The 26,187-nt window shown below is 66.9% G+C and carries 25 protein-coding genes; 7 read left to right on the top strand and 18 right to left on the bottom strand.

The window, feature by feature from the left end; genetic code table 11:
- Positions 1–3 precede the first annotated feature (3 nt).
- Both AC3WOS_RS15850 and AC3WOS_RS15855 read left to right on the top strand, forming a co-directional pair.
- Complete coding sequence (locus AC3WOS_RS15850; protein WP_492716985.1) at positions 4–1,038, top strand: sensor histidine kinase; 1,035 nt, start codon at positions 4–6, stop codon at positions 1,036–1,038.
- A complete protein-coding gene (locus AC3WOS_RS15855) occupies positions 1,038–1,742 on the top strand; it encodes a LytR/AlgR family response regulator transcription factor (RefSeq protein ID WP_492716986.1) in 705 nt (234 codons plus the stop codon). Before AC3WOS_RS15850 ends, AC3WOS_RS15855 begins: the two co-directional genes overlap by 1 nt.
- A 68-nt stretch (positions 1,743–1,810) precedes the next feature.
- Here AC3WOS_RS15855 and clpA read toward each other — a convergent pair whose 3' ends face one another.
- Both clpA and clpS read right to left on the bottom strand, forming a co-directional pair.
- Positions 1,811–4,111, bottom strand: coding sequence for an ATP-dependent Clp protease ATP-binding subunit ClpA (gene clpA / locus AC3WOS_RS15860; RefSeq protein ID WP_492716987.1), 2,301 nt, complete (start codon positions 4,109–4,111; stop codon positions 1,811–1,813).
- Positions 4,108–4,410, bottom strand: coding sequence for an ATP-dependent Clp protease adapter ClpS (clpS, locus tag AC3WOS_RS15865; RefSeq protein ID WP_008446470.1), 303 nt, complete (start codon positions 4,408–4,410; stop codon positions 4,108–4,110). The genes clpA and clpS overlap by 4 nt, the downstream gene beginning before the upstream one ends.
- Positions 4,411–4,734: 324 nt before the next feature.
- Between clpS and cspE the strand changes: the two genes are divergently transcribed.
- Complete coding sequence (cspE, locus tag AC3WOS_RS15870) at positions 4,735–4,938, top strand: transcription antiterminator/RNA stability regulator CspE (protein WP_008446468.1); 204 nt, start codon at positions 4,735–4,737, stop codon at positions 4,936–4,938.
- A gap of 197 nt (positions 4,939–5,135) precedes the next feature.
- Here the strand turns inward: cspE and icd are convergent, their stop codons facing one another.
- On the bottom strand, positions 5,136–6,389 hold the full coding sequence (gene icd, locus AC3WOS_RS15875) for an NADP-dependent isocitrate dehydrogenase (RefSeq protein ID WP_492716988.1): 1,254 nt from the start codon (positions 6,387–6,389) through the stop codon (positions 5,136–5,138).
- A 241-nt stretch (positions 6,390–6,630) separates the two neighbouring features.
- Here icd and AC3WOS_RS15880 point away from each other — a divergent pair, with 241 nt between their 5' ends.
- Positions 6,631–7,191 (top strand): pseudouridine synthase, encoded by a 561-nt coding sequence (locus AC3WOS_RS15880; RefSeq protein WP_492716989.1) that lies wholly within the window; start codon positions 6,631–6,633, stop codon positions 7,189–7,191.
- Positions 7,192–7,274: 83 nt separating this feature from the next.
- The gene (locus tag AC3WOS_RS15885; RefSeq protein WP_492716990.1) at positions 7,275–7,583 is read left to right on the top strand and encodes a hypothetical protein; all 309 of its coding nucleotides are present in this window, start codon (positions 7,275–7,277) and stop codon (positions 7,581–7,583) included.
- Positions 7,584–7,770: 187 nt separating this feature from the next.
- Here AC3WOS_RS15885 and rpsT read toward each other — a convergent pair whose 3' ends face one another.
- Entirely contained in the window at positions 7,771–8,037 is a 267-nt protein-coding gene (gene rpsT / locus AC3WOS_RS15890; protein ID WP_182161499.1) for a 30S ribosomal protein S20, read from the bottom strand.
- 287 nt (positions 8,038–8,324) lie between these two features.
- On the opposite strand from rpsT, the gene murJ reads away from it, so the two are divergent.
- On the top strand, positions 8,325–9,875 hold the full coding sequence (gene murJ, locus AC3WOS_RS15895; RefSeq protein ID WP_492716991.1) for a murein biosynthesis integral membrane protein MurJ: 1,551 nt from the start codon (positions 8,325–8,327) through the stop codon (positions 9,873–9,875).
- A gap of 82 nt (positions 9,876–9,957) precedes the next feature.
- Here murJ and AC3WOS_RS15900 read toward each other — a convergent pair whose 3' ends face one another.
- The 12 genes from AC3WOS_RS15900 to gspG all read right to left on the bottom strand — a co-directional run bounded on the left by AC3WOS_RS15900 (position 9,958) and on the right by gspG (position 20,244).
- Complete coding sequence (locus tag AC3WOS_RS15900) at positions 9,958–10,434, bottom strand: FxDxF family PEP-CTERM protein (protein ID WP_492716992.1); 477 nt, start codon at positions 10,432–10,434, stop codon at positions 9,958–9,960.
- Between the two features lie 221 nt (positions 10,435–10,655).
- Positions 10,656–11,390, bottom strand: a complete 735-nt coding sequence (locus AC3WOS_RS15905; RefSeq protein WP_492716993.1) for a type II secretion system protein — start codon at positions 11,388–11,390, stop codon at positions 10,656–10,658.
- On the bottom strand, positions 11,356–11,748 hold the full coding sequence (locus tag AC3WOS_RS15910; protein WP_492716994.1) for a type II secretion system protein: 393 nt from the start codon (positions 11,746–11,748) through the stop codon (positions 11,356–11,358). The genes AC3WOS_RS15905 and AC3WOS_RS15910 overlap by 35 nt, the downstream gene beginning before the upstream one ends.
- Positions 11,749–11,753: 5 nt before the next feature.
- Positions 11,754–12,242, bottom strand: a complete 489-nt coding sequence (locus AC3WOS_RS15915) for a type II secretion system protein (protein ID WP_492716995.1) — start codon at positions 12,240–12,242, stop codon at positions 11,754–11,756.
- The gene (locus tag AC3WOS_RS15920; RefSeq protein ID WP_492716996.1) at positions 12,242–14,323 is read right to left on the bottom strand and encodes a secretin GspD/PilQ domain-containing protein; all 2,082 of its coding nucleotides are present in this window, start codon (positions 14,321–14,323) and stop codon (positions 12,242–12,244) included. Before AC3WOS_RS15920 ends, AC3WOS_RS15915 begins: the two co-directional genes overlap by 1 nt.
- Positions 14,323–14,970, bottom strand: a complete 648-nt coding sequence (locus tag AC3WOS_RS15925) for a hypothetical protein (protein WP_492716997.1) — start codon at positions 14,968–14,970, stop codon at positions 14,323–14,325. The genes AC3WOS_RS15920 and AC3WOS_RS15925 overlap by 1 nt, the downstream gene beginning before the upstream one ends.
- Positions 14,967–15,530, bottom strand: a complete 564-nt coding sequence (locus AC3WOS_RS15930; RefSeq protein ID WP_492716998.1) for a hypothetical protein — start codon at positions 15,528–15,530, stop codon at positions 14,967–14,969. Before AC3WOS_RS15930 ends, AC3WOS_RS15925 begins: the two co-directional genes overlap by 4 nt.
- A complete protein-coding gene (locus AC3WOS_RS15935) occupies positions 15,527–16,072 on the bottom strand; it encodes a hypothetical protein (RefSeq protein ID WP_492716999.1) in 546 nt (181 codons plus the stop codon). Before AC3WOS_RS15935 ends, AC3WOS_RS15930 begins: the two co-directional genes overlap by 4 nt.
- Positions 16,069–16,905: a hypothetical protein gene (locus tag AC3WOS_RS15940; protein ID WP_492717000.1), complete on the bottom strand. Its 837-nt coding sequence runs from the start codon at positions 16,903–16,905 to the stop codon at positions 16,069–16,071. The genes AC3WOS_RS15935 and AC3WOS_RS15940 overlap by 4 nt, the downstream gene beginning before the upstream one ends.
- Positions 16,898–18,556 (bottom strand): GspE/PulE family protein, encoded by a 1,659-nt coding sequence (locus tag AC3WOS_RS15945; protein WP_492717017.1) that lies wholly within the window; start codon positions 18,554–18,556, stop codon positions 16,898–16,900. Before AC3WOS_RS15945 ends, AC3WOS_RS15940 begins: the two co-directional genes overlap by 8 nt.
- A gap of 32 nt (positions 18,557–18,588) precedes the next feature.
- Positions 18,589–19,773 carry a type II secretion system F family protein gene (locus AC3WOS_RS15950; RefSeq protein ID WP_492717001.1) on the bottom strand — a complete coding sequence of 395 codons (1,185 nt, stop codon included), beginning with the start codon at positions 19,771–19,773 and terminating at the stop codon, positions 18,589–18,591.
- 27 nt (positions 19,774–19,800) lie between these two features.
- A complete protein-coding gene (gene gspG, locus AC3WOS_RS15955; protein ID WP_492717002.1) occupies positions 19,801–20,244 on the bottom strand; it encodes a type II secretion system major pseudopilin GspG in 444 nt (147 codons plus the stop codon).
- Positions 20,245–20,602: 358 nt separating this feature from the next.
- Here gspG and AC3WOS_RS15960 point away from each other — a divergent pair, with 358 nt between their 5' ends.
- Entirely contained in the window at positions 20,603–24,544 is a 3,942-nt protein-coding gene (locus AC3WOS_RS15960) for an NF038120 family PEP-CTERM protein (RefSeq protein ID WP_492717003.1), read from the top strand.
- A gap of 93 nt (positions 24,545–24,637) precedes the next feature.
- Here the strand turns inward: AC3WOS_RS15960 and epsA are convergent, their stop codons facing one another.
- Positions 24,638–25,426, bottom strand: a complete 789-nt coding sequence (gene epsA / locus AC3WOS_RS15965) for an XrtB/PEP-CTERM-associated transcriptional regulator EpsA (protein ID WP_492717004.1) — start codon at positions 25,424–25,426, stop codon at positions 24,638–24,640.
- A 2-nt stretch (positions 25,427–25,428) separates the two neighbouring features.
- On the bottom strand, positions 25,429–26,154 hold the full coding sequence (gene phoB / locus AC3WOS_RS15970; protein WP_492717005.1) for a phosphate regulon transcriptional regulator PhoB: 726 nt from the start codon (positions 26,152–26,154) through the stop codon (positions 25,429–25,431).
- Between the last annotated feature and the right edge of the window lie 33 nt (positions 26,155–26,187).

Raw genomic sequence — 26,187 nt, forward strand, 5'->3', positions numbered from 1 at the left:
CTGATGCATAAAACAACACCCTTGTTCGCCCGCATCCATTGGTATTGGCCCCTGCAATTGGCCGGCTGGTGTTGCGTGCCGCTGTTCCTGATGTCCTATGGCGTGGGCGGCGGCGCCAACGTCCGCTTCATCGCCGTGTGCTGGTGGGGCGCGGGGGCCGGCGGGCTACTGTCGGACCTGTGGCACCGCCAGATCAAGCGACGCTGGCCGGCCGGACAATTGCCGTGGCGGGCCATGGCGGCGGCCGTGCCGACACTGGCCGCCGCCAGCACGGCCCTCCAGACCCTGGGCTTTGTGGTGTTCCGCCCGTTCGGCGATATCCACGGGGTGGCTTGGCTGCCGCAGGCGCTGTTGTTCTGGGCCGGCATGCACCTGGGCTGGAACGTTTGCTACGCCACCGCCATGGCATTGCGCCGCGCCAGCCGCTTCGAAGCGGAAACGCTGCGGCTGGAAGTATTGGCCAAGGACGCCGAATTGCGCGCCTTGCAGGCCCAGGTCAATCCGCACTTCTTCTTCAACAGCATGAACAGCGTGCGCGCGCTGATCTACGAGGATCCGAACGCCGCCGCGCACATGATCGACCAGTTGGCCAGTCTGATGCGCTATGCCTTGCAGTCGGAGCAGACCGAGACCGTGGCGCTGGCCAGCGAACTGGACGCCGTGCACTGTTACCTGGCGATAGAAAAGATCCGCTTCGAAGAGCGCCTGCGGGTCAGCGTGCACATGGAGCCTGGCCTTGAGCGGGTGGCGATTCCGCCCATGGCGCTGCAAACGCTGGTGGAAAACGCCGTCAAGCACGGCGTCGAGTCGAGCGCCAGCGGCAGCGAGATCCGCATCGAGGCGCGGCGTCACGGTGGCGCCGTGCGCATCGAGATCGCCAACCAGGGCACCATCGTCGCGCGCCAGAACACGACCCGCGTGGGCCTGCGCAACACGCGCCAGCGTCTGGCGCTGGCGCTGGGCGCGGCGGCGGCGCTGACCCTGAGCGAGCAGCACGGCTGGGTGCGCGCCACGCTGACGCTGCCGGAGGCGGCCTGATGCGCGCCCTGCTGGTGGACGACGAACGCCTGGCCCGGGCGGAATTGCACCGCCTGCTGGCGGGCCATCCCGAGATCGACATCGTCGGCGAGGCCGTCAACGCGGCCGACGCCGTGCGGCAGATCATGGCGCTGCAGCCCGATCTGGTGTTCCTCGACGTGCAACTGCCCGACGGCAGCGGCTTCGACGTGCTGGCCGCGCTGGCGCATGCGCCCGAGGTCATCTTCACCACCGCCTTCGACCACTATGCACTGCGCGCGTTCGAGGTCAACGCGCTGGACTATCTGCAAAAGCCCATCCCGCCGGCGCGGATGGCGGCGGCCCTGCAGCGGCTGGGGCTGCGTCCCGCGCGCAGCCGCGGCGGGCCCGGCAAGCTCTTCATCAAGGATGGCGAGCGCTGCTGGTTCGTCAGCCTGGCGGACATCCGCCTGTTCGAATCGGAAGGCAACTACACGCGCGTGTATTTCGGCACCGAGCAACCGTTGATGCTGCGCTCGCTCAACCAGCTGGAGCAGGGACTGGCGCCCGAGCTTTTCTTCCGGGCCAGCCGCAAGCACATCGTCAACCTCGGCTGCATCGAACGCATGACGAGCAACGCCGGCGGCGGGCTGGACCTCGCGCTGACCGGCCGGCACACGGTGGAAGTGTCACGCCGGCGGGCAGTGCAGTTGAAAGCCATCGGCGGCGGCCTGTCCGGCGCCTGAACGACGTTCCGCACCTATAAAAAAACCCGCATCAAGCGATGCGGGTTTTTTGTCGGCCGGCGGGCCGCTTATTCCACTTCCACCGTCTCCGGCGGCGGCGTCGGCGCGGCGTCCGATTCCGGGAACTCCAGCTTGACCTGGTCTTTCTCGTCCAGGTCCACCGTCACCCGGCCACCGGTCACCAGACGGCCAAACAGCAGCTCGTCGGCCAGCGCCTTGCGTATCATGTCCTGGATCAGGCGCGCCATGGGGCGCGCGCCCATCAGCGGGTCGAAGCCTTTCTTCGAGAGGAACTTGCGCAGCTTCTCCGTGAAGATCGCTTCCACCTTCTTCTCGTGCAGCTGCTCTTCCAGCTGCATCAGGAACTTGTCGACCACGCGCAGGATGATTTCCTCGTCCAGCGCACGGAAGCTGATGGTGGCGTCGATCCGGTTGCGGAACTCCGGCGTGAACATGCGCTTGATGTCGGCCATCTCGTCGCCCGACTGCTTGGAGCTGGTGAAGCCGATCGACGCCTTCTGCAAGCTCTCGGCGCCCGCGTTGGTGGTCATGATGATGATCACGTTGCGGAAGTCGGCCTTGCGTCCGTTGTTGTCGGTCAGCGTGCCATGGTCCATCACCTGCAGCAGGATGTTGAAGATGTCCGGGTGCGCCTTCTCGATCTCGTCCAGCAGCAGCACGGCGTGCGGCTTCTTGGTGATCGCCTCCGTCAGCAGGCCGCCCTGGTCGAAGCCCACATAGCCGGGCGGCGCGCCGATCAGGCGGCTCACGGCATGGCGCTCCATGTACTCGGACATGTCGAAGCGGATCAGCTCGATGCCGAGGATGAAGGCCAGCTGCTTGGCCACTTCCGTCTTGCCCACGCCGGTGGGACCGGAGAACAGGAAGGAGCCGATCGGCTTGTCGGTCTTGCCCAGGCCGGCACGGGCCATCTTGATGGCCGAGGCCAGCGCTTCGATGGCAGGATCCTGGCCGAACACGACGTTGCGCAAGTCGCGATCGATGGTCTGCAGCTTGCTGCGGTCGTCCTGGTTGACCGTCTGCGGCGGGATGCGGGCGATCTTGGCGATGATGTCCTCGATCTCGGTCTTGCCGATGGTCTTCTTCTGCTTGGACTTGGGCAGGATGCGCTGGGCCGCACCGGCCTCGTCGATCACGTCGATGGCCTTGTCGGGCAGGTGGCGGTCGTTGATGAAACGGGCCGCCAGCTCGGCCGCCGTCGACAGGGCCGACGACGAGTACTTGACGCCGTGGTGCTCTTCGAAGCGCGACTTGAGGCCGCGCAGGATCTGCACCGTCTGCTCGACGGTCGGCTCGTTCACGTCCACTTTCTGGAAGCGGCGGCTCAGCGCATGGTCCTTCTCGAACACGCCGCGGAACTCGGTGTAGGTGGTGGCGCCGATGCACTTGAGCTGGCCGTTGGCCAGCGCCGGCTTGAGCAGGTTGGACGCGTCCAGCGTGCCGCCGGAGGCGGAACCGGCACCGATGATGGTGTGGATTTCATCGATGAACAGGATGCCGTTCGGATTGTCCTTGAGCTGCTTGAGCACGGCCTTGAGGCGTTGCTCGAAGTCGCCCCGGTACTTGGTGCCGGCCAGCAGCGCGCCCATGTCGAGCGAGTAGACGACGGCGTGCTGCAGGATTTCCGGCACGTCGCTCTGGGTGATGCGGTAGGCCAGGCCTTCGGCGATGGCGGTCTTGCCCACCCCGGCCTCGCCCACCAGCAGCGGGTTGTTCTTGCGGCGGCGGCACAGCACCTGGATCACGCGGTCGACTTCGTCCTCGCGCCCGATCAGGGGATCGATCTTGCCTTCGGCGGCGGCCTTGTTGAGGTTCTGGGTGAACTGGTCGAGCGGGCTTTCCTTCTGCTGGCCATCGGACGGGGCGCCCTCCTCCACGCCTTCGGACGCCTTGGCGCTTTCCGACGACTGGTCCTTGCGCACGCCGTGCGAGATGAAATTGACCACGTCCAGCCGCGTCACGCCCTGCTGGTGCAGGTAGTAGACGGCATGGGAGTCCTTCTCGCCGAAGATGGCCACCAGCACGTTGGCGCCCGTCACTTCCTTCTTGCCGTTGGAAGCGGACTGCACGTGCATGATGGCGCGCTGGATCACACGCTGGAAGCCCAGCGTGGGCTGGGTGTCCACCTCGCCCGTGCCGGGCACGGTGGGCGTGTTATCGCCGATAAAGTTGGTCAGCGTCTTGCGCAAGTCCTCGATGTTGACGGCGCAGGCGCGCAACACTTCGGCGGCCGACGGATTGTCCAGCAGCGCCAGCAGCAGATGCTCGACCGTGATGAATTCGTGCCGTGCCTGTCGGGCTTCGACAAACGCCATGTGCAAACTTACTTCTAATTCCTGCGCGATCATACTTCCTCCATCACACACTGCAGGGGGTGGCCTGCCTTGCGCGCATGCGTTAAAACGAACTCCACTTTGGTACAGGCTATATCCTTGGAAAACACGCCACACACGCCCTTGCCATAGCGATGCACGCTGAGCATGATCTGTGTGGCCGTTTCCCTGTCCTTGTTGAAATACTCCTGGATGATGGCGACGACGAATTCCATCGGCGTGTAGTCATCGTTGAGCAGCGCCACCTGGTAAAGCGGTGGCGGCTTCAGCGTTTGCCGCTCCAGCAGGGTTTCAGTGTCATGCTTGGTTGCCATACGCTTATATTCTAATGCTTTCGGGGTTGATGCAATGCGCATTTCTCAGCGCATATCCAATTGTTTTCCATCTTACGCGCTTTCTCAACACCGCGCAGATGGCGCCCGGGGCGGCAAAATCAAGAGTTGTTTTTGTGCCAATTGTCTGAAAAATAGCAAAACACCCACGAAAGCGCTTGACTTTAAAAATCCACGCGCTAACAATGCGTTATCGACTCCGTGCAGAAATGTACACGTTGATAAGAAGTGAGGCGTGAGGAGGGGGCAAGAAAGCTTCTTGCTTTTATGGCTCGTGTGATCAGTTTTTATTTGAAAGTTCTTTTTATGGCAACAGGTACTGTTAAGTGGTTCAATGATTCCAAAGGTTTTGGCTTCATCACTCCAGATGACGGCGGTGAGGATTTGTTCGCTCACTTCTCCGCGATCAACATGAACGGTTTCAAGACCCTCAAAGAAGGTCAAAAAGTTCAGTTCGAAGTCACGCAAGGCCCTAAAGGCAAGCAAGCTTCCAACATCCAGTCGGCGTAAGCTGCCGCTACGGAAGTCGAAAACCCCGCTCCGCGGGGTTTTTTTTCGTCCCGAGTAAGCAACAACTGTTGCTGCCAAGTCACGGACGGGGAAAGAAAAAAGGGGTACGTCCCCATTTTTTGACAATAAAAAGCCCCGCCCTCTCGCGAGAACGGGGCCGTGGCGGACGCCGCGCGGGGCGGCGCCGGCCAGCTCGATTACATGTTTTCGATCATCACGTCGCCGAAACCGGAGCACGACACCTGGGTCGCGCCTTCCATCAGGCGGGCGAAGTCGTAGGTAACGCGCTTGGAAGCGATCGATTTCTGCATCGAGTCGATCACCAGGTCGGCCGCCTCGGTCCAGCCCATGTGGCGCAACATCATTTCCGCCGACAGGATCAGCGAACCGGGGTTCACGTAATCCTTGCCCGCGTACTTGGGTGCCGTGCCGTGGGTGGCTTCGAACATGGCCACCGAGTCCGACAGGTTGGCGCCCGGCGCAATGCCGATGCCGCCCACCTGGGCCGCCAGCGCGTCCGAGATGTAGTCGCCGTTCAGGTTCAGGGTGGCGATCACGCTGTACTCGGCCGGACGCAGCAGGATCTGTTGCAGGAATGCGTCAGCGATGGAATCCTTGATCGTGATCTCGCGGCCGGTCTTGGGATTCTTGAACTTGCACCATGGGCCGCCGTCGATCAGCTCGGCGCCGAATTCCTGCTGGGCCAGCTCGTAAGCCCAGTCGCGGAAACCGCCTTCCGTGTATTTCATGATGTTGCCTTTGTGAACGATGGTCACCGATGGCTTGTCATTGTCGATCGCGTACTGGATCGCCTTGCGCACCAGGCGCTGGGTACCCTGGCGCGACACGGGCTTGATGCCGATGCCCGACGTTTCGGGGAAGCGGATCTTGGTCACGCCCATTTCCTTGACCAGGAAGTCGATCAGTTTCTTGGCGCTGTCCGACCCTTCGGCCCATTCGATGCCGGCGTAGATGTCTTCCGAGTTTTCGCGGAAGATGACCATGTCGGTCTTCTCCGGCTCTTTCACCGGCGAAGGCACGCCCGTGAAGTAGCGCACCGGGCGCAGGCAGACGTACAGGTCCAGCTGCTGGCGCAGGGCCACGTTGAGCGAACGGATGCCGCCGCCGACCGGGGTCGTCAGCGGACCCTTGATCGACACCACGTAGTCCTTCAGCACTTGCAGCGTCTCTTCCGGCAGCCACACGTCGGGGCCGTACACGGTGGTCGACTTTTCGCCGGCGTAGATTTCCATCCAGCTGATCTTGCGCTGGCCGCCGTAAGCCTTGGCCACGGCCGCGTCGATCACTTTGATCATCACCGGGCTGATATCGACGCCCGTGCCATCACCCTCGATATAGGGAACGATAGGGTTATCTGGTACATTCAGGGAAAAATCGGCGTTGACGGTGATTTGTTTGCCGTCAGCAGGTACTTTGATATGTTGAAACATCGTGTTCTCCGAAGTGGACGCTCGGCAAGCGGCAAGGTCCTTGCGCTTCCAGGGCATGATCTGCAATCTGAATTTGCTGCCAATTTACTACGTTCGCCCTAGGTCTTCTATAAGACATAAGACAGGCGTTTCACATTATGCACGAGTATTTTACTAGGCGCTACGGCTTTTTGGGCGCCGGTGCCGGCGTCCGTATAAACCAGGCTACCTAGCCTACACCACAATCGATCCACTGATAAATATGTCTTTAATACTATTCAACAAGCCGTTCCAGGTACTGTGCCAGTTTTCCCCGCAGCCGGGCCGCCCCACCCTGGCCGACTACCTGCACATCCCCGACATCTACCCGGCCGGCCGGCTCGACGCCGACAGCGAAGGCTTGCTGCTGCTGACCGACGACGGCAAGCTGCAGCACGACATCGCCCACCCCGACCACAAGCAGCCCAAGACTTACCTGGTGCAGGTGGACGGGGTGCCCGACGCGGACCAACTGGCCCGGCTGCAGGCGCCGATCGACCTGGGCGACTTCACCACCCAGCCTTGCAAGGCGGTGCGCATCGCCGAGCCGGCATGGCTGTGGCCGCGCAACCCGCCCATCCGCCAGCGGGCCGGGCTGCCCACCAGCTGGCTGGCCATCACGCTGCAGGAAGGCAAGAACCGCCAGGTGCGGCGCATGACAGCGGCCGTCGGCCTGCCCACGCTGCGCCTGGTGCGCAGCGCCATCGGCGCCATCTCGCTGGCCAGCCACCCGCTGATGCCGGGCGAATGGCGGGCCGTGACGCCGGCCGAACTGGGCAAATGAATGGCGGCTGGCCAGCGCATGAAGGCGGAATGCTGCGGCGCAACAAAAGTTTTTCATCCAATTTGCATTTTTTTTGAAAAATCATGTCAACCGACAATTTCCAGCCCACGTTAAAGGGGGCAGATTCACTTGAATCCTTGTTTTCTTTAACTGCCAAAGGAACTGACATGTCTAAAATCATCGCTGCTCTGGTTGCATCCCTGTTCGCCGCTTCCGCTTTCGCCGCTGCCCCAGCCGCGTCGGCATCCGCATCGGCATCCGCTCCTATGGCTTCGGCATCGGCTCCAGCCGCTTCGGCAGAAGCTTCGGCTCCTAAGAAGAAAGCCAAGAAAGCCAAGAAAGCTGCTGCCTCCGCCTCCGCTTCCGCAGAAGCTTCGGCCCCAGCCAAGTAAGTTTTCCCGGCAATATCAAAAAGGCAGGCGCGTCCTGCCTTTTTTTACGTCCATCGCCCAGGCAACGCTGGCACGCCCCACCCCGGCGCCGGCACACGCGGCGCAAGCGACAAAACCCGCACTGACCGAAGGTCAGGCGGGTTCTTGCTGTATTCCCTGTCGCGGCCGTAGCCGCAAGCAATGGAAATTAAGCGGACAGTGCCTTCAGGGCTGCTGCCAGACGGCTCTTGTGGCGAGCGGCCTTGTTTTTGTGGATGATCTTCTTGTCGGCGATGCTGTCGATGGTCGACACGGAAGCCTGGAAGATAGCAGTTGCAGCTGCTTTGTCGCCGCCCTGGATCGCCTTACGGACTGCTTTGATAGCGGTGCGCAAGGTCGAACGCTGGGACGAGTTGTGTGCGTTTTGCTTAACTGCTTGACGAGCGCGTTTGCGCGCTTGTGCGGTATTTGCCATGGAATTTCCTAAATCAGGGTCAAAGTGCGTTTGCAAACATTATTGTTTGCCAAACAGGTGCGTTCAGTGCAGCTGCCGAACCATGTCAGTCAAACTACTGCCTGCCAAACATTAGTGTCTGCGTAACAGAATTCTGTACAGCCTTCGATTATAGCGATGTTTTTCAAGCGGAGCAATTCAAAAATTCAGAATATTGCAATGTCTCAAGAGCCAACTGCGCGCACGGGGCCAGAAATTCTCGCCACACGTGCGTGTGGGCACTGTTGCTACCGTTATAATCTCGGCCCATGAACTTGCTCAAAACCCTGGCTGGCATCTCCAGCATGACCCTGCTCTCCCGTGTCACCGGCCTGTTGCGCGAAACCCTGTTCGCCCGGGCCTTCGGCGCCGGCGCCTACACCGACGCCTTCATCGTCGCCTTCCGTATCCCCAACCTGCTGCGGCGCCTGTTTGCCGAAGGCGCCTTCTCGCAAGCGTTCGTGCCCATCCTGTCCGAGTACAAGACCCAGCACGGCCAGCAAGCGAGCAAGACCCTGGCCGACCACGTGGCCAACACGCTGGTGTGGGCCACCTTGCTGGTGAGCGCGGCCGGCATCGTCGGCGCGCCCCTGTTCGTCTACCTGATCGCCACCGGCCTGCACGCCGAGCCGGGCGCCTTCGACGCGGCCGTCTGGATGACGCGCCTGATGTTCCCTTATATTAGCTTCATGTCCTTCGTGGCGCTGGCCGGGGGCATCCTCAACACCTGGCGCGTGTTCAAGATCCCCGCCTTCACGCCGGTGCTGCTGAACCTGTCGTTCATCGCCGCCTCGCTGTTCCTGCAGTCGCACCTGGCCCAGCCCATCTATGCCATGGCCATCGCCGTATTCGTGGGCGGCGTGCTGCAGGTGGCCATCCAGATCCCGGCCCTGATCCGCATCGGCATGCTGCCGCGGCTGTCGCTCAACCCGGCCGCCGGCCTGGGCGACCCGGGCGTGCGCCGCGTGCTGAAGAAGATGGGACCGGCCGTGTTCGCCGTGTCGGCCGCCCAGATCAGCCTGATGATCAACACCAGCATCGCCTCCCGGCTGGCCGAGGGCAGCATTTCCTGGCTATCCTACGCGGACCGCCTGATGGAATTCCCCACCGCCATGCTGGGCGTGGCGCTGGGCACCATCTTGCTGCCCAGCCTGTCCAAGGCCAACGCCGACGGCGACACCGAGGAATACTCCAACCTGCTCGACTGGGGCTTGCGCCTGACGTTCCTGCTGGCCCTGCCGGCGGCCGTGGGCATGGCCACCCTGGCCGAACCGTTGATCACGACGCTGTTTCACTACGGAAAATTCACCGACCGCGCGGCCGCCATGTCGGCCCAGCCGCTGATCGCCTACAGTGCCGGCCTGATCGGCATCATCCTCGTCAAGACGCTGGCGCCGGCCTTCTATGCGCGCCAGGACATCCGCACCCCCGTCAAGATCGCGCTGGGCGTGCTGGTGGCGACCCAGCTGATGAACCTGCTGTTCGTGCCCTACATCGCCGTGGCCGGCCTGGCCCTGTCGATCGGCCTGGGCGCCTGCGTCAATGCCGGCTTCCTGTACACGGGCTTGCGCAAGCGGGGCATCTACCGCCCCCTGCCCGGCTGGGGCTGGTTCTTCGTGCGGGTAGTGCTGGCCTGCGCCGCCATGGGAGCGGCCGCCTGGTACAGCGCCAGCCTGGTCGACTGGCTGGGCATGCAGCACCAGGTGCTGCTGCGGGCCGGCGCCCTGTTCCTTGTGATCGCCGTCAGCGGCGCCGTCTATTTCGGCGCCTTGCTGGCCATGGGCTTCCGTTTCCGCGACTTCAAGCGCACGACGCGCTGACCGGCGCAAGGCCCCGCTGGCACGGACGAAAAAAAACCCGCCACGTGGTGCACGCGGCGGGTTTTTTCATACTCGCGGCAGATTAAGCCGACTTCTTGGCCTTGCGGCGGGCAACGACGCCCATCAGTGCCAAGCCGCCCAGCAGCATGCCATAGGTTTCTGGCTCAGGGACAGCCGACACCGACACGTCGCCGCTGTAGCCGAACTTGGTGGCGCCGGCCGTTTTCGTACCGACCAGGGTCAGCGAGAACGGGGTCGCGCCGTTGTATTCGAAGTCAGCAAACTGCAGCTTGTTGCCGGAGAAGCTGCCAACCACACCGTTCAGGTTGGTGGCGGCCTGGTTCCAGGTCACGCCTTGCGAGCTCAGCGTGATCGAAATGTCGTACACGCCAGCGGCCAGGCCGCTGAAGCTGATCAGGTCGTCGCCGCCATCGAGCACGGGATTGGTGGCTTTGAACGACACGACATCGGTCAGGTTCAGTGCGACGGATTGATCGGCTGCCGAAGCGGCGAACGACGCGGCGGCCAACAGGCCGGCAACGAGAAATTTCAATTTCATGAGGGAAATCCTTCAAAAATGAATTTGGTTGCGCTTGCGCCAACCAATGTGGGTTAAAGGGGTACCGCTGAGCGCAATAGTAGCATATTTGCACTAATTAGCATTGTAAATTTTCCATTTTGGATTATTTTTTGATAACGTTTTACATGACAAGAAAAACATTTCCGTAGCACACTACTTTTGTGACAATAGGTGAATTTTGTCCGCTTGCTACGTGAGCGCTATTGATGGTCGGCCGTTGGCGGCGCCGTGTCGGCCGGGACTGGCGCCGGTTCCGGTAGCGCCGGCGTGGCCTCGCTGTCCGGGCGGACGGGCAGCGCCGGGGCGGCGGCCGGCACGGCGGACGGTGCCGGGATGGCGCCGGGAGCGTCCGCCGGCGCATTGTCGCGCTTGAGCGAAATCGATGGTTGCAGCGGCGCCACAGGCGCCACCGAGGCAGGCTTGCCCGTCAGCGTAAATTTCCATTCCGAAATATGGGCCTTGCCTTCGAAGGACTGGAAGCGGACGGGGAAGTTGCCTATCTTGACCGGCCGCGCGTCCGACAGGCTGTAGACGGCCACGATGCCGCCCTTGCCGTCGTTCTTGCCGTCGGCGTCGCCCAGGCGCACCAGGCCCCATTCGGCCTTGCCCGTCATGGGATCGACGAACAGCTTGCGCAGGTGGCGGCGGGTGCCGGGAAAGCGCGGGTCCTTCAGCAAGTCCTTGAGCGAGGCCGGCTGCGGCGGCTGGCCGGAGGGCGTGGCGCTGGCATAGCTTTGCAGGGCGTCGCTGAAGGCGGCGCCGATAATCAGCAGCTCCTGCTCGGCCCGGCTGCGCTGCAGCACGCTGCCCACCTTGAGCGTGGTGGCCGTGACCAGGCCGATGATGGCCACCAGCACGATCACACTCAGGTAGGTGAAGCCGCCCTGTCCCGCGGCCGCCCTACCAGTCGCTGTATGGCTTGCCGCTGCGGTCATTGCCGGGCGCTCCGCTCTTGATGGTGTAGACCCCGCCCTTGCTGCCGTCTTCCGGCGGCAGCACGATCCAGGTGCTGGTGCTGTCCGTGATGGGGTCTACCGGCAGCGCGCGCAGGTATTTCTTCTCCACCAGCTGCTCCAGCGAGTCGGGGTAGCGGCCCGTGTCGCCGTAATACTGGTCGATCACGCCGCGCAGATTGCGCAGGTTATCGGCCAGCACGATCTCCCTGGACTTGTCGATGCTGGGGAAATAGCGCGGCACGGCCAGCGTCAGCATCAAGGCCACGATGCCCAGCACCACCAGCAATTCGATCAGGGTAAAGCCCGCGACGGCACGGGCGCCTGGCTGTCGTTTCATCAAGGTCACCACTTGCGGTAGGGGATGCCGTTCAGGCCGACGCGCTCGCTGGTGCTGTAGACGTCGTAGACATCCTCGCCCTCCTTCGGCTCCTCGGCCTCGCTGGCGTAGCTGCGCTTGCCCCAGGATTGCGATTCGCTGCCGCCCGGCTCCGGGTTGAACGGGTCGCGCGGCAAGCGGCGCAGGAAAAAGATCTTGCTGCGCTTGGGGCTGCGCAGGTCGGGCACCCCGTCCACCAGCACTTCCAGCGTCTTCGGATAGCCGTTCGAGGCCAGCGTCTTGGCGATGCGGCCGTCGTCGTAGGCCTGCTTGTAGGCGTCGATGGCCTGGCGGATTTCATGCAGCGCGTAGCGCAATTCCTGCTCCTGGCGGCGCTGCACCGTCACCTGGGCGGCCGGGATCACGAGTGTGCCCAGCAGGCCAAGGATGGCCAGCGTGACCAGCAGCTCGATCAGCGTAAAGCCGCCGGCGCGCAGGGGCCGCATGGATGCCATCACTGTCCCTGCGCGGGCGCCGCTTCGGCCGGGGGCGCCGTCTCCGGCGTCGGCACGGCCACGGGCACGGCCACCGGCACCGGCTGCACGGCCGACGGCGGCAACGGCCCTGGCTGCACCGCTGACGGCGGCGGCGACACCATGGGCGCGCCTTCCGGCGGGGACTGCGGCTGCGGCGCCGGCTGCAGCGTAGCGGCGCTGGCGCCACCGGCCGGCGGCGCCGGCAGCGCCGGACGGGCGCCCGGCGCTGCCGGCAGCTGGGCCGGCGGACGGGCCGCCAGGTCCGGACGGCGGCGGAAGTTGGCCTCCGTGCCGGCCGAGAACTCGGACAGCTGCGCCTCCGGCCGCTGCACATTGCGGATCAGGTGCGGCGTAATCGACAGCACGATCTCCGTCTTCTGGTTGTCGTCGCGGTTGCTGCCGAACAGGCGGCCCAGCAGCGGCAAGTCGCCGATGCCGGGCACGTGGCTGCCCGTGCTGCGCTCTTCGCTGTTGATCAGCCCCGCCAGCACCTGGTTCTCGCCATCCTTCAATTGCAGCATGGTGGAGGCCTGGCGCGTGCCGATCTGGTAGGCCGTGGTGCCGGACTTGGTCTGGATCTGGTTGACCAGGTTGCTCACCTCCAGCTGCACGCGGATGCCCACCTCGTTGTTGAGATAGATGGTCGGCTCGGCGTTCAACGTCAGGCCCACGTCCACGTAGCTGACCGACTCCGTGGCAAAGCCGCCGGCGCCCGGCGAAATGGTGGTGGTAATGACGGGCACCTTGTCGCCGATGACGATCTTGGCCTTTTCCTTGTTGCGCACGCGGATGCGCGGATTGGCCAGCAGGTTGGCGTCGCCGTCCGTCTTGCTGGCGTTGATGGTGGCGTTGAGCGAACCGCCCACGCCGGCGATGCCGATGGTGCGCTGGTTCAGGTTGTTCAGGTCGCGGATGGTCAGACCAGTGCCGCCCGAGGTCGACAGCGGCGTCAGCGTGACGCCGGCCGGCCAGGTCACACCCAGCTCCATCAGGCGGGTGCGCTTGATCTCGAGGATCTCCACTTCCAGCATCACTTCCGCTTCCGGCGTGTCCTGCAGCGCCACCAGGCGTTCGGCCAGGCGGATCGCCTCGGGCGTGTCGCGCACGATCAGCAGGTTCAGCTTTTCGTCCACCACCACGTCGCGCGACTTGAGGATGGTTTTCAGCGTGTTGGCCACCAGCTTGGCCTCGGCGTTGGCCAGGTAGAAGGTCTTGACCACCATCTCCTGGTATTCCTTCAGCTTGGCCGCCACGTTCGGATAGATCAGGATGGTGTTGCCGTCCATGACCTGGCGTTCCAGCTGGTTGGTCATCAGCAGGAAGTAGATGGCCGATTCCACCGTGCTGTTCTTGAGGAAGATGGACGCCTTCTGGTCCGTCTTGACGTCCTTGTCGAACACGAAGTTCAGGCCGGAGCGGCGCGCGATCACCTCGAACACCTGCTTCAGGGGCGCGTCGCGGAATTCGATCGAGATCGGCTGGCGGAAGGCCTTGGCCAGCCCCGTCTCGGCCGCCGGCGGCGCGGCCTTGGCCTGCACCTCGCGCAGCAGCTGGCGCGCCGCGTCGTGGGTCGGGGTCTCGGTCAGGATGGCGTTCAGCTGCTGGCCCGCCAGCTCGTATTCGCCCTTGCCGGCGTGCTCGCGCGCGCTGGCCAGCAGCTTGTCCTGGCGCTGCGCCGCGTCCACCGCGCGCAGGCCGGCGCGGCCGCGTTCATTGGCCATGTCGAGCGCCAGCACGTGCTGGAAGCCCTGTTCGGCGGCCGGATACTGGCCGGCCGCCAGCGCCCTGTCGGCCTGCTCCAGATAGCGTACGGTGGCCCGGTCGCGCGCCTGCAGATAGGCCGCACGGTATTTGGCGTTGCCCGGTTCGGCCGCCATGGCCTCCTGGTACTTGCGCAGCCCCGCCTCGACCTGGTCGTGCGCGATCAGGTCGCTGCCGTCGCGGTAAGCCAGTTGCGCGGCGCATCCGCCCAGCGCCAGCGCCAGCGCGGGCAGCGCCAGGGTGCGGGTCATATGCGTCAGCACGCGCCGGCCGGCGCGCTTCTGTGGGTGACTAGGCATCAGTCGAGCACTCCAATGTTGAGCTGTTGAACCAGGTTCATAGGCAGATAGGTCAGGGACATCAGCGGCGGCGCGATCGCGTCCACCCGGTAGACGCCGTCGATCACGCTCTTGGCGCGCACCACGTACACCTTGTCGGCGCGGCTCAGATAGACTTCCCACGCGCCGTCGGCGGCAGCCTTGCCGATGTAGGTAAACGGCAGCGGCGGCGCCGAAGGTGGCGGTGGCGGCGGCGGTGGCGGTGGCGGCGGCGCGGGCGGGGTCCAGTTCTGGCCCAGGAATACGCCCTCGCCGGCCGCAAAGCGGGCATCGCCCGCCTCGCCCACCAGTTCCGCGCGCGGTATCAGGCGCAGGATGGCGGGACCGCTGGCGCCCGCCGCGGCGGCGCCCGATCCGGCCCGTTGCATGCGGGCCGGCGCGAGGCCGCCAGCCGTGCCAGTGCCAGTGCCTGCGCCGATGGCCGTGCCGGTGGCGCGGCCATTGTCGTTGTCTTTGCCCGTACCCTTGCCCGCGCCGTTGGCCACGGCGCCGGCGCGCGGGCGCACCACCGCCTCGGCCACGTCCGACGACGGCGTCTTGTCGCCGAACAGGGCCAGCCCGGCCGCGCCCACCAGGGCCAGCGCCAGCGCGATCTGATAAGGCTTCATGGCTGCACCACCGTCTGCGCATCTTTCAGGTACAGCGTCAGGCGGATGCGCGCCTCGACGGCCGGATCGGCGATGGCGTCGCGCCGGAAGCCCACCTCGTCGAGCGCGGCGAACGGCATGGCGCGCAGGGCCTGCAGCGTGAACTGCCAGATGGCCGCGTACGGCCCCTTCACCGGCAGTACGATCTGGTAAGTGTGGACGCGGCTGGCCTTGTCGTAGGCCGACTTGTATTCGCCCTGGCTGAGCGCCAGGTTGGCCTTGGCGGCCAGCCCGAACAGCAGCTTGACCTGCTGTTCCGCATAACGCTGCTCGCCCAGCACGTCGTAGAACGCGGCCAGGTTCTCGTCGGCCGTGGGCGGCGGCGGCGCGCTCACCAGCGCCACCGGCGCCGGCAACGGTTGCGCCGCCTGCGCCTGCTGCGCGGCCCGCTGCGGCAGCAGCCAGGCCCACCCGGCCACAGCGGCCACGCACAGCAGCGCCGCCACGCACGCGGGCGCGCCGGCGCGCGCCAGCGCCAGGCGCGCGCGCAGCAACAATGCCGACAGGTGCGCGCCGTTCACCGCGCCACCCAGTGTGCTTCGAGCTGGAAGCGCAACGGATGGTTGCTGTCCTGCTCATTGATTTCGTGACGGGTCAACAGCACGCCGTCGAACAATTCCTGCTCCTTGAGCTGCTCGACATAGGCGATCATGTCGTCGCTGTTTTTCGTCTCGGCCGTGAGCTTGAGCACCTGCTTGCGGGGATCGGGCTCCAGCGCCAGCAGCGCCACCGTGGGCGGCGTGGCGGCGGCCACCGCATCCTGCAGCTCGCGCCATGGCAGGTTGAGCTGCATCACGGCGCCGTTGACAAAGCTGGCCTGCGCTTCCGGGATCGGCGCGGCCGTCACGGCCACCGGCCGGGCGCGTTGCGCGGCCTGGCGCTCTTCCAGCTGGCGCACGGCCTGCTCGCGCGCGCGGCGCAATTCCACCACATGCCAGCCGCCAAGCGCCGCGCCGGCGCACAGCAGCAGCCCCGCCACGCCCGCCGCCAGCACGGCCGGATGCAGGTGGTACAGGGTGCGGCGCCAGCTGCGTGGCGCGAAATCGATGCGCAACGGCCTCATACGGCGCTCCCGCAACGGGCCAGCATGGCCGCGCTGCTCCACGCCGCCTCGCCGGCGCGCTGCGCCAGGTCGAGCGCGCTGCAGCGGATGTGGGCCGGATTGCTCACGGGGCCAGTCCACAGGGCCGGCGCGGGACCGCACAGCTGCAGCAGGGCCGGCGCGTCGAGCTGGTGCAGCAGCGCTTCGCGCGTCAGGGCCTGGGTCAGCCAGTAATGGTCGGCGCCGGCCGGCACCGGCAGCGCGCGCACGGCGCGCAGGCGCTTGCCCTCCACCGCCGCCACCGTCAGCAAGCCGTCGTGCAGCGCACCGAACCAGGCGCCGGGCGCCAGCGCGCGCTGCCAGCGATTCCAGGCGGCCACGAAATGGGGCGTGACGGCGACGATGGCCAGTTTATGTTCCTGCGCCACCAGTTCCAGCACCGTCAACAGCGCGCGCGGCACGGCGGCGGCGAAGAAGGGATGGCTGGCGTCCCAGTCGGCGGCGATGCGCCACCCCGCCGGCGGCTCGCCGTACAAGGTGTGAAAGCGCAGGCCGGCCGCCGCTTCGATGTCGGCCAGGCGGGCCGCGCCGGCCGGCGGCGTGACCTGCCACAGGCGCGTGAGCTCGTCGTCGAGCACGATGCTGGCCGGCCAGCCGGCCAGCTTCTGCTCGCCCAGCAGCGCGCGCAGCGCGTTGCCGATGGCGTCGAACGGATGCTCGCCGGCCGGCGAGAAGGCGTGTTCGGCCAGCACCGTCAGTGCCGGCCCGGCCGCGCGCCAGCGGCTGGTGCGCAGCAGGCTGACGGCGCTGCCCGACACGCCGATGCGCAATGCCTGTCCCGGTAGTCTACGCATGCAGGGTCACCCGTTTGATTTCGGCCAGCGTGGTCCCGCCGCGCCGCACCAGTTCCAGCGCCGCCTGGCGCAGGCTGCGCGTGCCGTTGGCGTGGGCCGCCTGCTTGATCTGGCGGATAGGCCGCTTGTCGACGATCAGCTCGCGGATCTCGTCGTTCAGGGTCAGGATCTCGGCGATCGAACGGCGGCCCTTGTAGCCGGTGCCGCGGCAGTCGCCGCAACCCTTGCCCTGCATGAAGCGGTAGTCCTGCGCGTCGGCCCGGCCCAGGCCCACGCTGGCCAGTTCCTGCTCGTCCGGCGTGTAGGGCGCGGCGCAGTGCGGGCAGTTGATGCGCACCAGGCGCTGGGCCCAGATGCCGTTCAGGGCCGACACGAAGGCGTAGGGATCGATGCCCATGTGGGTGAAGCGGCCGAACACGTCGAACACGTTATTGGCGTGCACCGTGGTCAGCACCAGGTGGCCCGTCAGCGCCGACTGCACGGCGATTTCGGCCGTCTCGCGGTCGCGGATCTCGCCCACCATGATCTTGTCCGGGTCGTGGCGCAGGATCGAGCGCAGGCCCTTGGCGAAGGTCAGGCCCTTCTTCTCGTTGACGGGAATCTGCAGGATGCCGGGCAGCTGGTATTCGACCGGGTCTTCGATGGTGATGATCTTTTCGCGCCCGTTGTGAATTTCCGTCAGCGCCGCGTACAGCGTGGTGGTCTTGCCGGAACCGGTGGGGCCCGTCACCAGCAGCATGCCGTAGGCTTCCTGCGCCAGCACCCGCAGCGTGGCCAGCGATGGCGCGTCGAAGCCCAGCGCCTCCAGCGTCAGCGAGCCGTAGGCTTCGATCATGGCGCGCTTGTCGAGAATACGGATCACGGCATCCTCGCCGTGGATGCTGGGCATGATGGAGACGCGCAGGTCGATCTCGCGTCCGCCCGCCTCGACCCGGAAGCTGCCGTCCTGCGGCACGCGGCGCTCGGCGATATCGAGTTCGGCCAGCACCTTCAGGCGCGAGATGATCTGCTCGGCCACTTCGATGCCGTTGACCGAGGTGGCGTGATCGAGCACGCCGTCCACCCGGTACTTGACGGCCAGCCCGCCGGCCGTGCTCTCCAGGTGGATGTCGGAGGCGCCCGCCTTGAGCGCGTCGTACAGCGTGGAGTTGACCAGCCGCACGGCGGGGCTGGCCCCTTCCGAGACGGAGGCGAACGACAGCACGGCGGCCGTCTTGCCATCGCGCCGGCCTTCGCTGGCGCCCGGCAGCAGCGTGTCGGTGGCGCGCGCCGACTCCTCCTGCTTGGACAGATAGGCCGCGATGTCGGCCCGCAGCGCCAGCCGCACGGCCAGCGGCGCATGGGGCGTGGCGCGCGCCTGGGTGCCCAGCCAGGTCTGCAGGTCCAGGTCGAACGGATTGTCGATCACGCCCGTCACGGCGCCGCCGGCCGCGCGCAGCAGCACGCAGTGGCGCGCCAGCGCCTGCGACAGCGGCAGCAGGTCGAAGGCCGGCGTCATGGCCAGCATGTCGGCCGTCTCCAGCACCTCCAGTCCGAACGGCTGGGCCAGTGCCTGCACCACCAGCCGCGGCTCCATGCCCGACAGCGCTTCCAGTTCCTCGACCAGGGTGCGTTTCGATTGCAGCGCCAGCGCGCGGGCGCGCGTGAGCATGGCCGCGTCGATGGCCGGCAGGTGCAGCGCGCTCACGACATGTCTCCCGCCAAATCGAAGATGGGCATGTACAGCAGCACCACGATGGCACCCACCACCAGGCCGATGGCGGCCATCAGCAGCGGCTCGAAGGCGCGCGTGAAGCGGTCGATCCAGCGGCTGATCTCACCGTCGTAGAAGGCGGCCGACTGGGTCAGCATGGGCCCCATGTCGCCGGTGCGCTCGCCCACCCGCAGCATGCGCAGCGAGATCGGCGTGGTCAGGGCGTTACGTTCGAACGCCGTCGACAGCGGCAGGCCGGCCTCGATGGCGGCCCGCGCGCCCTGCAGGCCGGTGCGTACGGACGGCGACACCATGCCCTGCACCGTCTCGATGGCGTGGACGATGGTAATGCCCCCTTCGCTCAGCATGCCCAGCGTCAGGTACAGGCGCGACAGCTCGTAGATGCGCACCCGCTCGCCGATACCGGGCAGGCGCCCCAGCAGGCTGGCCAGGCCGCCGCTGCCGGCCAGGCGCCGCAGCAGCAGCGCGGCGCCGGCCAGCGCGGCGGCAATGCCACCGAGCAGCAGCGCCGTGTGCTGGCCCGCGAACTGGCCCCAGTTGAGCATCTGCTGCGACAGCCACGGCAGGTTGCGGCCGGCGCCCTGGTAGACCTCGGCGAAACGGGGCACCACGTAACCGATCAGGAACAGGCTCACGCCGCCGCCCACCAGCAGCAAAATGCAGGGGTAGATGGCGGCCGACACCAGCTTGCCGCGCACCAGGTCGATGCGCTGCTGGTAGTCGATGAAGCGCGATAGGGAGCGCGGCAGGTCGGAGGTGCCTTCGGCCGCCTTGACGATGCCCACGTACAGGGGCGGGAACAGTTCCGGCTGGTCGGCCAGCACGGCGGAAAAGCGCTGGCCTTCGCGCAGGCCGGCCAGCAGCCGTTCCAGCACGCCGCGCGTGACCGGACTGGCTTCCTTTTCCAGCAACGCTTCCAGCGCCTCGACGATGCCCAGGCCCGCCGTCAGCAAGGCCAGCAACTCCTGGCTGAACAGCACCAGGGACAAGCCCTTGCCGCGCCGGGTGCGCAGCGTGCCGCGCACGGGAGCGATGGCGCTCACGAACAGGCCGCGCGCCTCCACCTGGCGGCGCGCGTCGGCCTCATCGCGGCCATCAATGAGCAGATGGGCAATGACCATATCGGCCGACAAGGTGCGGACGTCGAACTGCATGGCGGGGGCCGGCGCGAACGGACAGGTTTATTGGGAGCTGATGTCGGCGTCCTCGCCGGAGCCGCCCGGCTGGCCGTCACGGCCCAGCGAGACGATCTCGAATTCGCCCTTGGTGCCGGGCGAACGGTATTGGTAGGGGTGGCCCCATGGGTCGGGCGGCACGCCCTTCTTCAGGTAGGGACCGTTCCACTTGGCGCCGGCCGTGGCGGGCGCGGTCAGCAGCGCGGCCAGGCCCTCGTCCGTGCTCGGGTAGCGGCCCACGTCCAGGCGGTAGGTGTCGAGCGACTTTTCGAACGCTTCGATCTGGGCCTTGGCGATGGTGACCTCCGACTTGCCCAGCTGGGCAAAGTACTTCGGTCCCACATAGGCGGCCAGCAAGCCGATGATGACGATCACCACCAGCAGTTCCAGCAAGGTAAAGCCACCGGCCTTGCGCAGCCCGGTAGCGGCCTGATTCTTTGCTACATCCATCAACACGACTCCTCAATTCAACAACCGGCGCCTGCCCAGAGTCCAGAGGCTACCACGCGGCTTAAGGTTACGACAATCTTTAATTGGCAGCATGCAAGCGGCCACCGGCAGCTTACCGCAGCCATCGCTTTTTGTTTGATATTTTTCAACATTGTCGCCTTTTCCGCACAGGCATTTGACATGCCGCCCGGCATACGTTCAACGACACGACACAGTCAAGACAAATAACAAACATTGAAATTTTCACCACATTATTATACGGATAGCTACATTTCATGGCAACCAGCCGGCGGCAAGGTGGCTGGCGGCGTTCCGTACGGCGCCGCCCTTCCCGCCGGCCACACTGGAGGATAAAACGATGAAACCGATCTTGCAACGGCTGCTGCGCGCGGCGCTCTGGGGCGCGGCGGCGCTGGCGGCGCAAGCGGCCGGCGCCGCCGTGCTGGCGTTCGACAGCGTGCCCATCGGCGCCGTCACGCAGAACCAGAGCTGGCACGAAGCCGGCTATACCCTGACCGGCTACACCATCGACCCGCTGGCCCTGCCGGGCGACCTGGTGGGCATGGTGGCCGACGGCAGCGATCCCGGTGTGTGCGTCAACCTGATGTGCCCGCCCAATCCCGGCCATTATTACCAGGGCTTGAATGATGGCGTGCTGGTCATCGCCGCCGACCAGCCGGGCGCCGCCTTCCGCCTGCAGGCGTTCGACGCCAGCTTCATCGGCGCCGTGCCGGGTGCGGCCTACCCCGCCCTGGCAGGCAAGCTGGGCATCTACGGCGCCTATGCGGACGGCAGCTATGCCTACGAGGAATATGCGCTGGACGGCCCCGGCCCGGGCGGCTTCCAGTTCCAGCATTACCTGGCCAGCCCCGGCTTTGCCGCCCAGCCTTTCGTCGAACTGGACCTGATGGCCTGGTCCTGCGACGCGGGCGGCACCTGCGTCAGCTTCACCGACGGCAAGGGCCAGTTCGCGCTCGACAACGTGGCCGTGACCGCCGCCGCCGTGCCGGAACCGGCCAGCTGGACCATGCTGGGCCTGGGCTTGCTGCTGATGGCCGCCGTCGGCCGCCGCCAGCCATCCCGGTTAGCCCGATCATCCCGAACATCCCGACCATCCCGATTATCCCGGCCATCCCGGCCATCCCGGCTATTGCGGCTTTCCCGCCTATCCCGGCTGGCACTGCTGCCACCGCTGCTGCTGGCTGGCATGGCGCTGGACGCGCACGCCGACGAACTGCGCCGGCCCTACCTGGTCCAGTTGCACGGGCAACCCGTCGCCTCCTACACGGGCACCATGGCCGGGCTGCCAGCCACCCGCCCCGCGCCGGGCCAGCGGCTCGACCTGCATGGCGCCGCCGTACAGCGTTACACCGGCTACCTGCTGCGCCACCAGGACGCCGTGCGATCCCAGGTGGTCGGCGCTCCCCTGCTGCACCGCTACCAGGTGGTGCTGAACGGCTTTGCCGCCCTGCTGACGGACGACGAAGTGCGCCGCCTGCAGGCCGACGCCAACGTGGCCCGCATCACGGCCGACGTGCCGCACCGCCCGCAGACCAACTACACCCCCACCTTCCTGGGGCTGGACCAGCCCGATGGCCTGTGGCACCAGCTGGGCGGCCCCGGCCACGCGGGCGAGGACGTGGTGATCGGCATGATAGACACCGGCGTGTGGCCGGACAACCCGGCCTACGCCGACCGCATCGACGCCGACGGCCACCCCAGCTTCGCCCCCGGCGCCAGCCTGGTCTACGGCCCGCCCACGGGATGGCACGGCAGCTGCCAGGTCGGTGAAGGTTTCACGGTGGCCAACTGCAATAACAAGCTGATCGGCGCGCGCTATTTCGACGCCGGCTTCCGGGCCAGCGGCAAGACCTTGCACTGGAGCGAGTTCCGCTCGCCGCGCGACTCGCTGGGCAATCCCGCCGGCCAGGGCGGCCACGGCAGCCACACCTCGTCCACGGCCGGCGGCAACCACGGCGTGCCCGCCAACGTGGCCGGCATTCCCATGGGCCAGGTGTCGGGCATGGCGCCGCGGGCCCGGCTGGCCATGTACAAGGTGTGCTGGACCTACAACGATCCCGGCGACGACGCGGGCCAGAACAGTTGCTGGACCAGCGACAGCGTGGCCGCCATCGAACAGGCCGTGCTGGACGGGGTGCAGGTCATCAACTACTCCATCAGCGGCAGCAACACCATCGCCGATCCCGTCGAACAAGCCTTCCTGCACGCGGCCGACGCCGGCGTGTTCGTGGCCGCCTCGGCCGGCAACGCCGGCCCGGGCGACACGGTGGCCCACCTGAGCCCGTGGCTGACGACGGTGGGCGCCTCCACCCACAACCGCGTGATGCAGGCCACCGTCACGCTGGGCAACGGCGCCCATTACGACGGCGCCTCACTCAACACCACCGCGCTGCCGGCCGGCACGCCCATCGTGCGGGCCGAGGACGCGGGCCTGGCGGGCGCCGATCCCACCGCCGTCAAGCTGTGCTTCAGCGCCGGCACCAACGGCGGCAACCCGGCGCTCGACCCGGCCAAGGCGTCCGGCAAGATCGTCGTCTGCACCCGCGGCACCAGCGCCCGGGTCGACAAGAGCCTGGCCGTGCTGCAGGCCGGCGGGGTCGGCATGGTGATGGTGGACAACGGCGCCGGCCTGGTGGCCGAAGTGCATGCCGTGCCCACCGTCCACGTGACGGCAGCCGACGGCGCCCAGATCCAGGCCTATGCCCAGACGCCGGGCGCCAGCGCCGCCCTCGGCACCTTCCGCATCGCCATCGGCACCACGCCGGCGCCCGTGATGGCCAACTTCTCCTCGCGCGGCCCCAACCTGTTCGACCCCAACGTGCTCAAGCCCGACCTGACGGCGCCCGGGGTCGACATCCTGGCCGGCGTGACGCCGGCCCTGACCATGGCCCAGCGCGCCGACATCGTCAATGGCACGCTGGTGCCGCCGCCGGCCTGGGCCTTCTACCAGGGCACGTCCATGTCCAGCCCGCACGTGGCCGGCGTGGCCGCGCTGCTGCGCCAGCGCCATCCGGGCTGGTCGCCGGCCGCCGTCAAGTCGGCCCTGATGACGAGCGCCACGCCCACCTTCCCCGACGCCAACACCGGCATGGCCCAGGGCACGCTGCCGTGGGGCCAGGGCGCCGGCCACCTCAACCCGAACGGCGCGGCCGATCCGGGCCTGGTGTACGACCTGGGCCCGGCCGACTACCAGCAATACCTGTGCGGCACCGGCCTCAGCACGGACTGCGCGGGCGGCGCCGTGACCGGCTACAACCTCAACCTGGCCTCCATCACGGTCAACAATGTGCTGGGCACCACCGTCGTCAAGCGCGCCGTCACCAACGTGGGTGCGGCCACGGCCACCTACACGGCCAGCGTCGAGGTGCCCGGCTACACGGCCGTCGTCACCCCGGCCAGCCTGACGCTGGCGCCGGGCCAGAACCTGCCGTTCACGGTGGCGCTCACGCGCGCCGGCGCGCCCGACAACGCCTGGCAATACGGCAAGCTGCGCTGGACTGACGGCAGCCACGTCGTCACCAGCCCCGTTACCGTGCGCAGCGGCCACCCCGTCGATGCGCCTGCCTTCAGCTACAGCACGCTGGCCACGGCCAGCCGGGCCATCGGCATCACCACCGGCTTCAGCGGCCGCATGGGGCTGGCCACGGGCGGCCTGAAGCCAGTGAGCCGCAGCGGCCTGCTCAACGTGCGCCAGGCCGCGCCCGGTTCCGTCGATACGCTGGAACAGATCGCCGCCGCCTGCAACGCGGCCGGCGACGGGGTGCGCGTGTTGCCGTTCACCGTCCCGTCCGACACGGTGGTGTCCACGTTCGAACTGTTCAACCGCGACACCAGCAGCGGCAACGGCGACGACGACCTGGACCTGGCGCTGCTCGACGCCTCCGGCGCGCTGGTGGCCACCAGCCTGCACAGTGGCGCGGACGAAGCGATCCACCTGTCCAGCCCGCCGGCCGGCGCCTACCGCGCCTGCGTGATCGGCTACACGGCCGCCGACGGCGTGTCGACCGACTTCACGCTGTCGTCCGACATCGTGACGCGCGCCGATACGGGCGGCAACCTGAAGGCGATTGGTCCCAGCAAGGTGTACGTGGGCGGCACGGCCACGGTGGCCGTCAGCTGGACCGGCCTGGCGCCGGGCCAGCGCTACTACGGCGGCGTGCAGTACCTGGACCTGGCGGGCAACGTGGCGGCCACCACGATGATCGAAGTGGAGACCAACAACCCGCTGCCGCTGGCGCCGGCCTTTGGCCACCGGCCGCCGGCCGACACGGGACAATAATCCGCAGACCGCCCCACCAGGGACGCCGGCACGGCCGGCGTCTCCCTGCCCTCCCGGCCGCGGCGCTGAGGATGCAGGCGCCGGACTTGCGCCTCAGGCCGCGCTGGCCAGCACCGGACGGGGCCGCTCGAACAGGCGCAGGGCGCCGCAGCGGGCGATGGCGTGGGCCCGGTTCGACACCCCCAGCAACCGGTACAGCCGCTGCAGGTGGTTCTTCACCGTCAAGCCGCTGATGCCCAGCAGCTGGCCGATCTCGTCGTTGCTCTTGCCTTCGCGCACCCAATACAGGATCTCCGCCTCACGCGCGCTGACGGGCCGGGCCAGCGCGCCGTCCGCCTGGGCCGCGCCGGCCGCGCTCACCCGCAGCCACGCCAGGTGCAGATACGGCAGCAGCAATTCCAGGAAATACGCCTGCCGCGCCCGCGCCGCATGGGGCAGGCCGAACAGGACAAAACAGCTGGCGCCGCCGGCCAGCCGCTCCGTGCCATGCAGCAGCACATTGTCCATGCCGTACCGTTGCAGCTCGCCCTGGAACGGCCGCAGCGACGGCGGCGCCAGCTCGTCAGCGACGCCGATGCCGGCCGGCAGACGCAGGCTGGCGCGGCAATGGCGGGCCAGGCGCAAGGCCAGGCCATCGGCCGGATCGGCCAGCCGGCTGCGCACGGCCGCGTCCAGCACGCTGCTGTGCAGGCAGTTGCTATGCACCAGCTCGTCCTGCGGACCGAACTGCAGGCACACCATGACCTGGTGCGGCAGCAACGCTTGCATCTGGCCCTGGGTCCACAGGAAGAACTGGCGCGCCTCGCGCACGGGCAGCGCCGCCTCGATGGCATGCAGCAGCGCTTCCTGCTCCAGCTTGCTCAGGATGACCAGCTGTTCCACGCTCAGGCCGCCATGCCGCGCGCACCGGCCGCGCGCCGGCCCTGCCAGGCGACGAAGCGGTAGCCGCTGCCGCGCACGGTTTCGATGTGGCGCTGGTGGCCGCTGGGCTGCAACGCGCTGCGCAGCCGGCCCACGTGGGCATCCACCGTGCGCTCGTCCAGGTAGGCGGCATGGCCCCACACCTGGTCGAGCAGCTGGGCCCGGCTGTGCACGCGTTCCGGATGGTGCATGAGGAAATTGAGCAGCCGGAATTCCACCCGTCCCAGGGCCAGCCGGCGCGCGCCGGCCGTCACCTGCAGCGTACCGGGATCGAGCCGCAGGCCCGCCATCTGCACCGTGTCGGGTGCGGCCAGCGGCTGGCGCCGGCGCAGCAGCGCGTGCACGCGGGCCAGCATTTCGCGCGGGCTGAACGGCTTGGTGATGTAATCGTCGGCGCCCGTCTCCAGCGCCAGGATCTTGTCCTGCTCGGCGCTGCGGGCCGTCAGCATGATGATGGGCAGCTCGCGCGTGCGCGGCTGGGCCCGCAGGCGGCGGATCAGGGCGACGCCGGACTGGCCCGGCAAGCTCCAGTCCAGCAGCAGCAGGTCCGGCACGGCCGTCTCCATCATCAGCAGCGCGCTTTCGCCGTCGCGGGCCCGGCTCACGCCGTAGCCGGCCATGCCCAGGTTAAATGCCAGCAATTCCTGGCAAGCGGCATCGGGTTCGACGATGAGGAGGTGGGCGGACATGGCGGCATCCCGGCTGCAATGATGTGCAAAATT

Source organism: Rugamonas sp. FW305-51 (assembly GCF_058786935.1).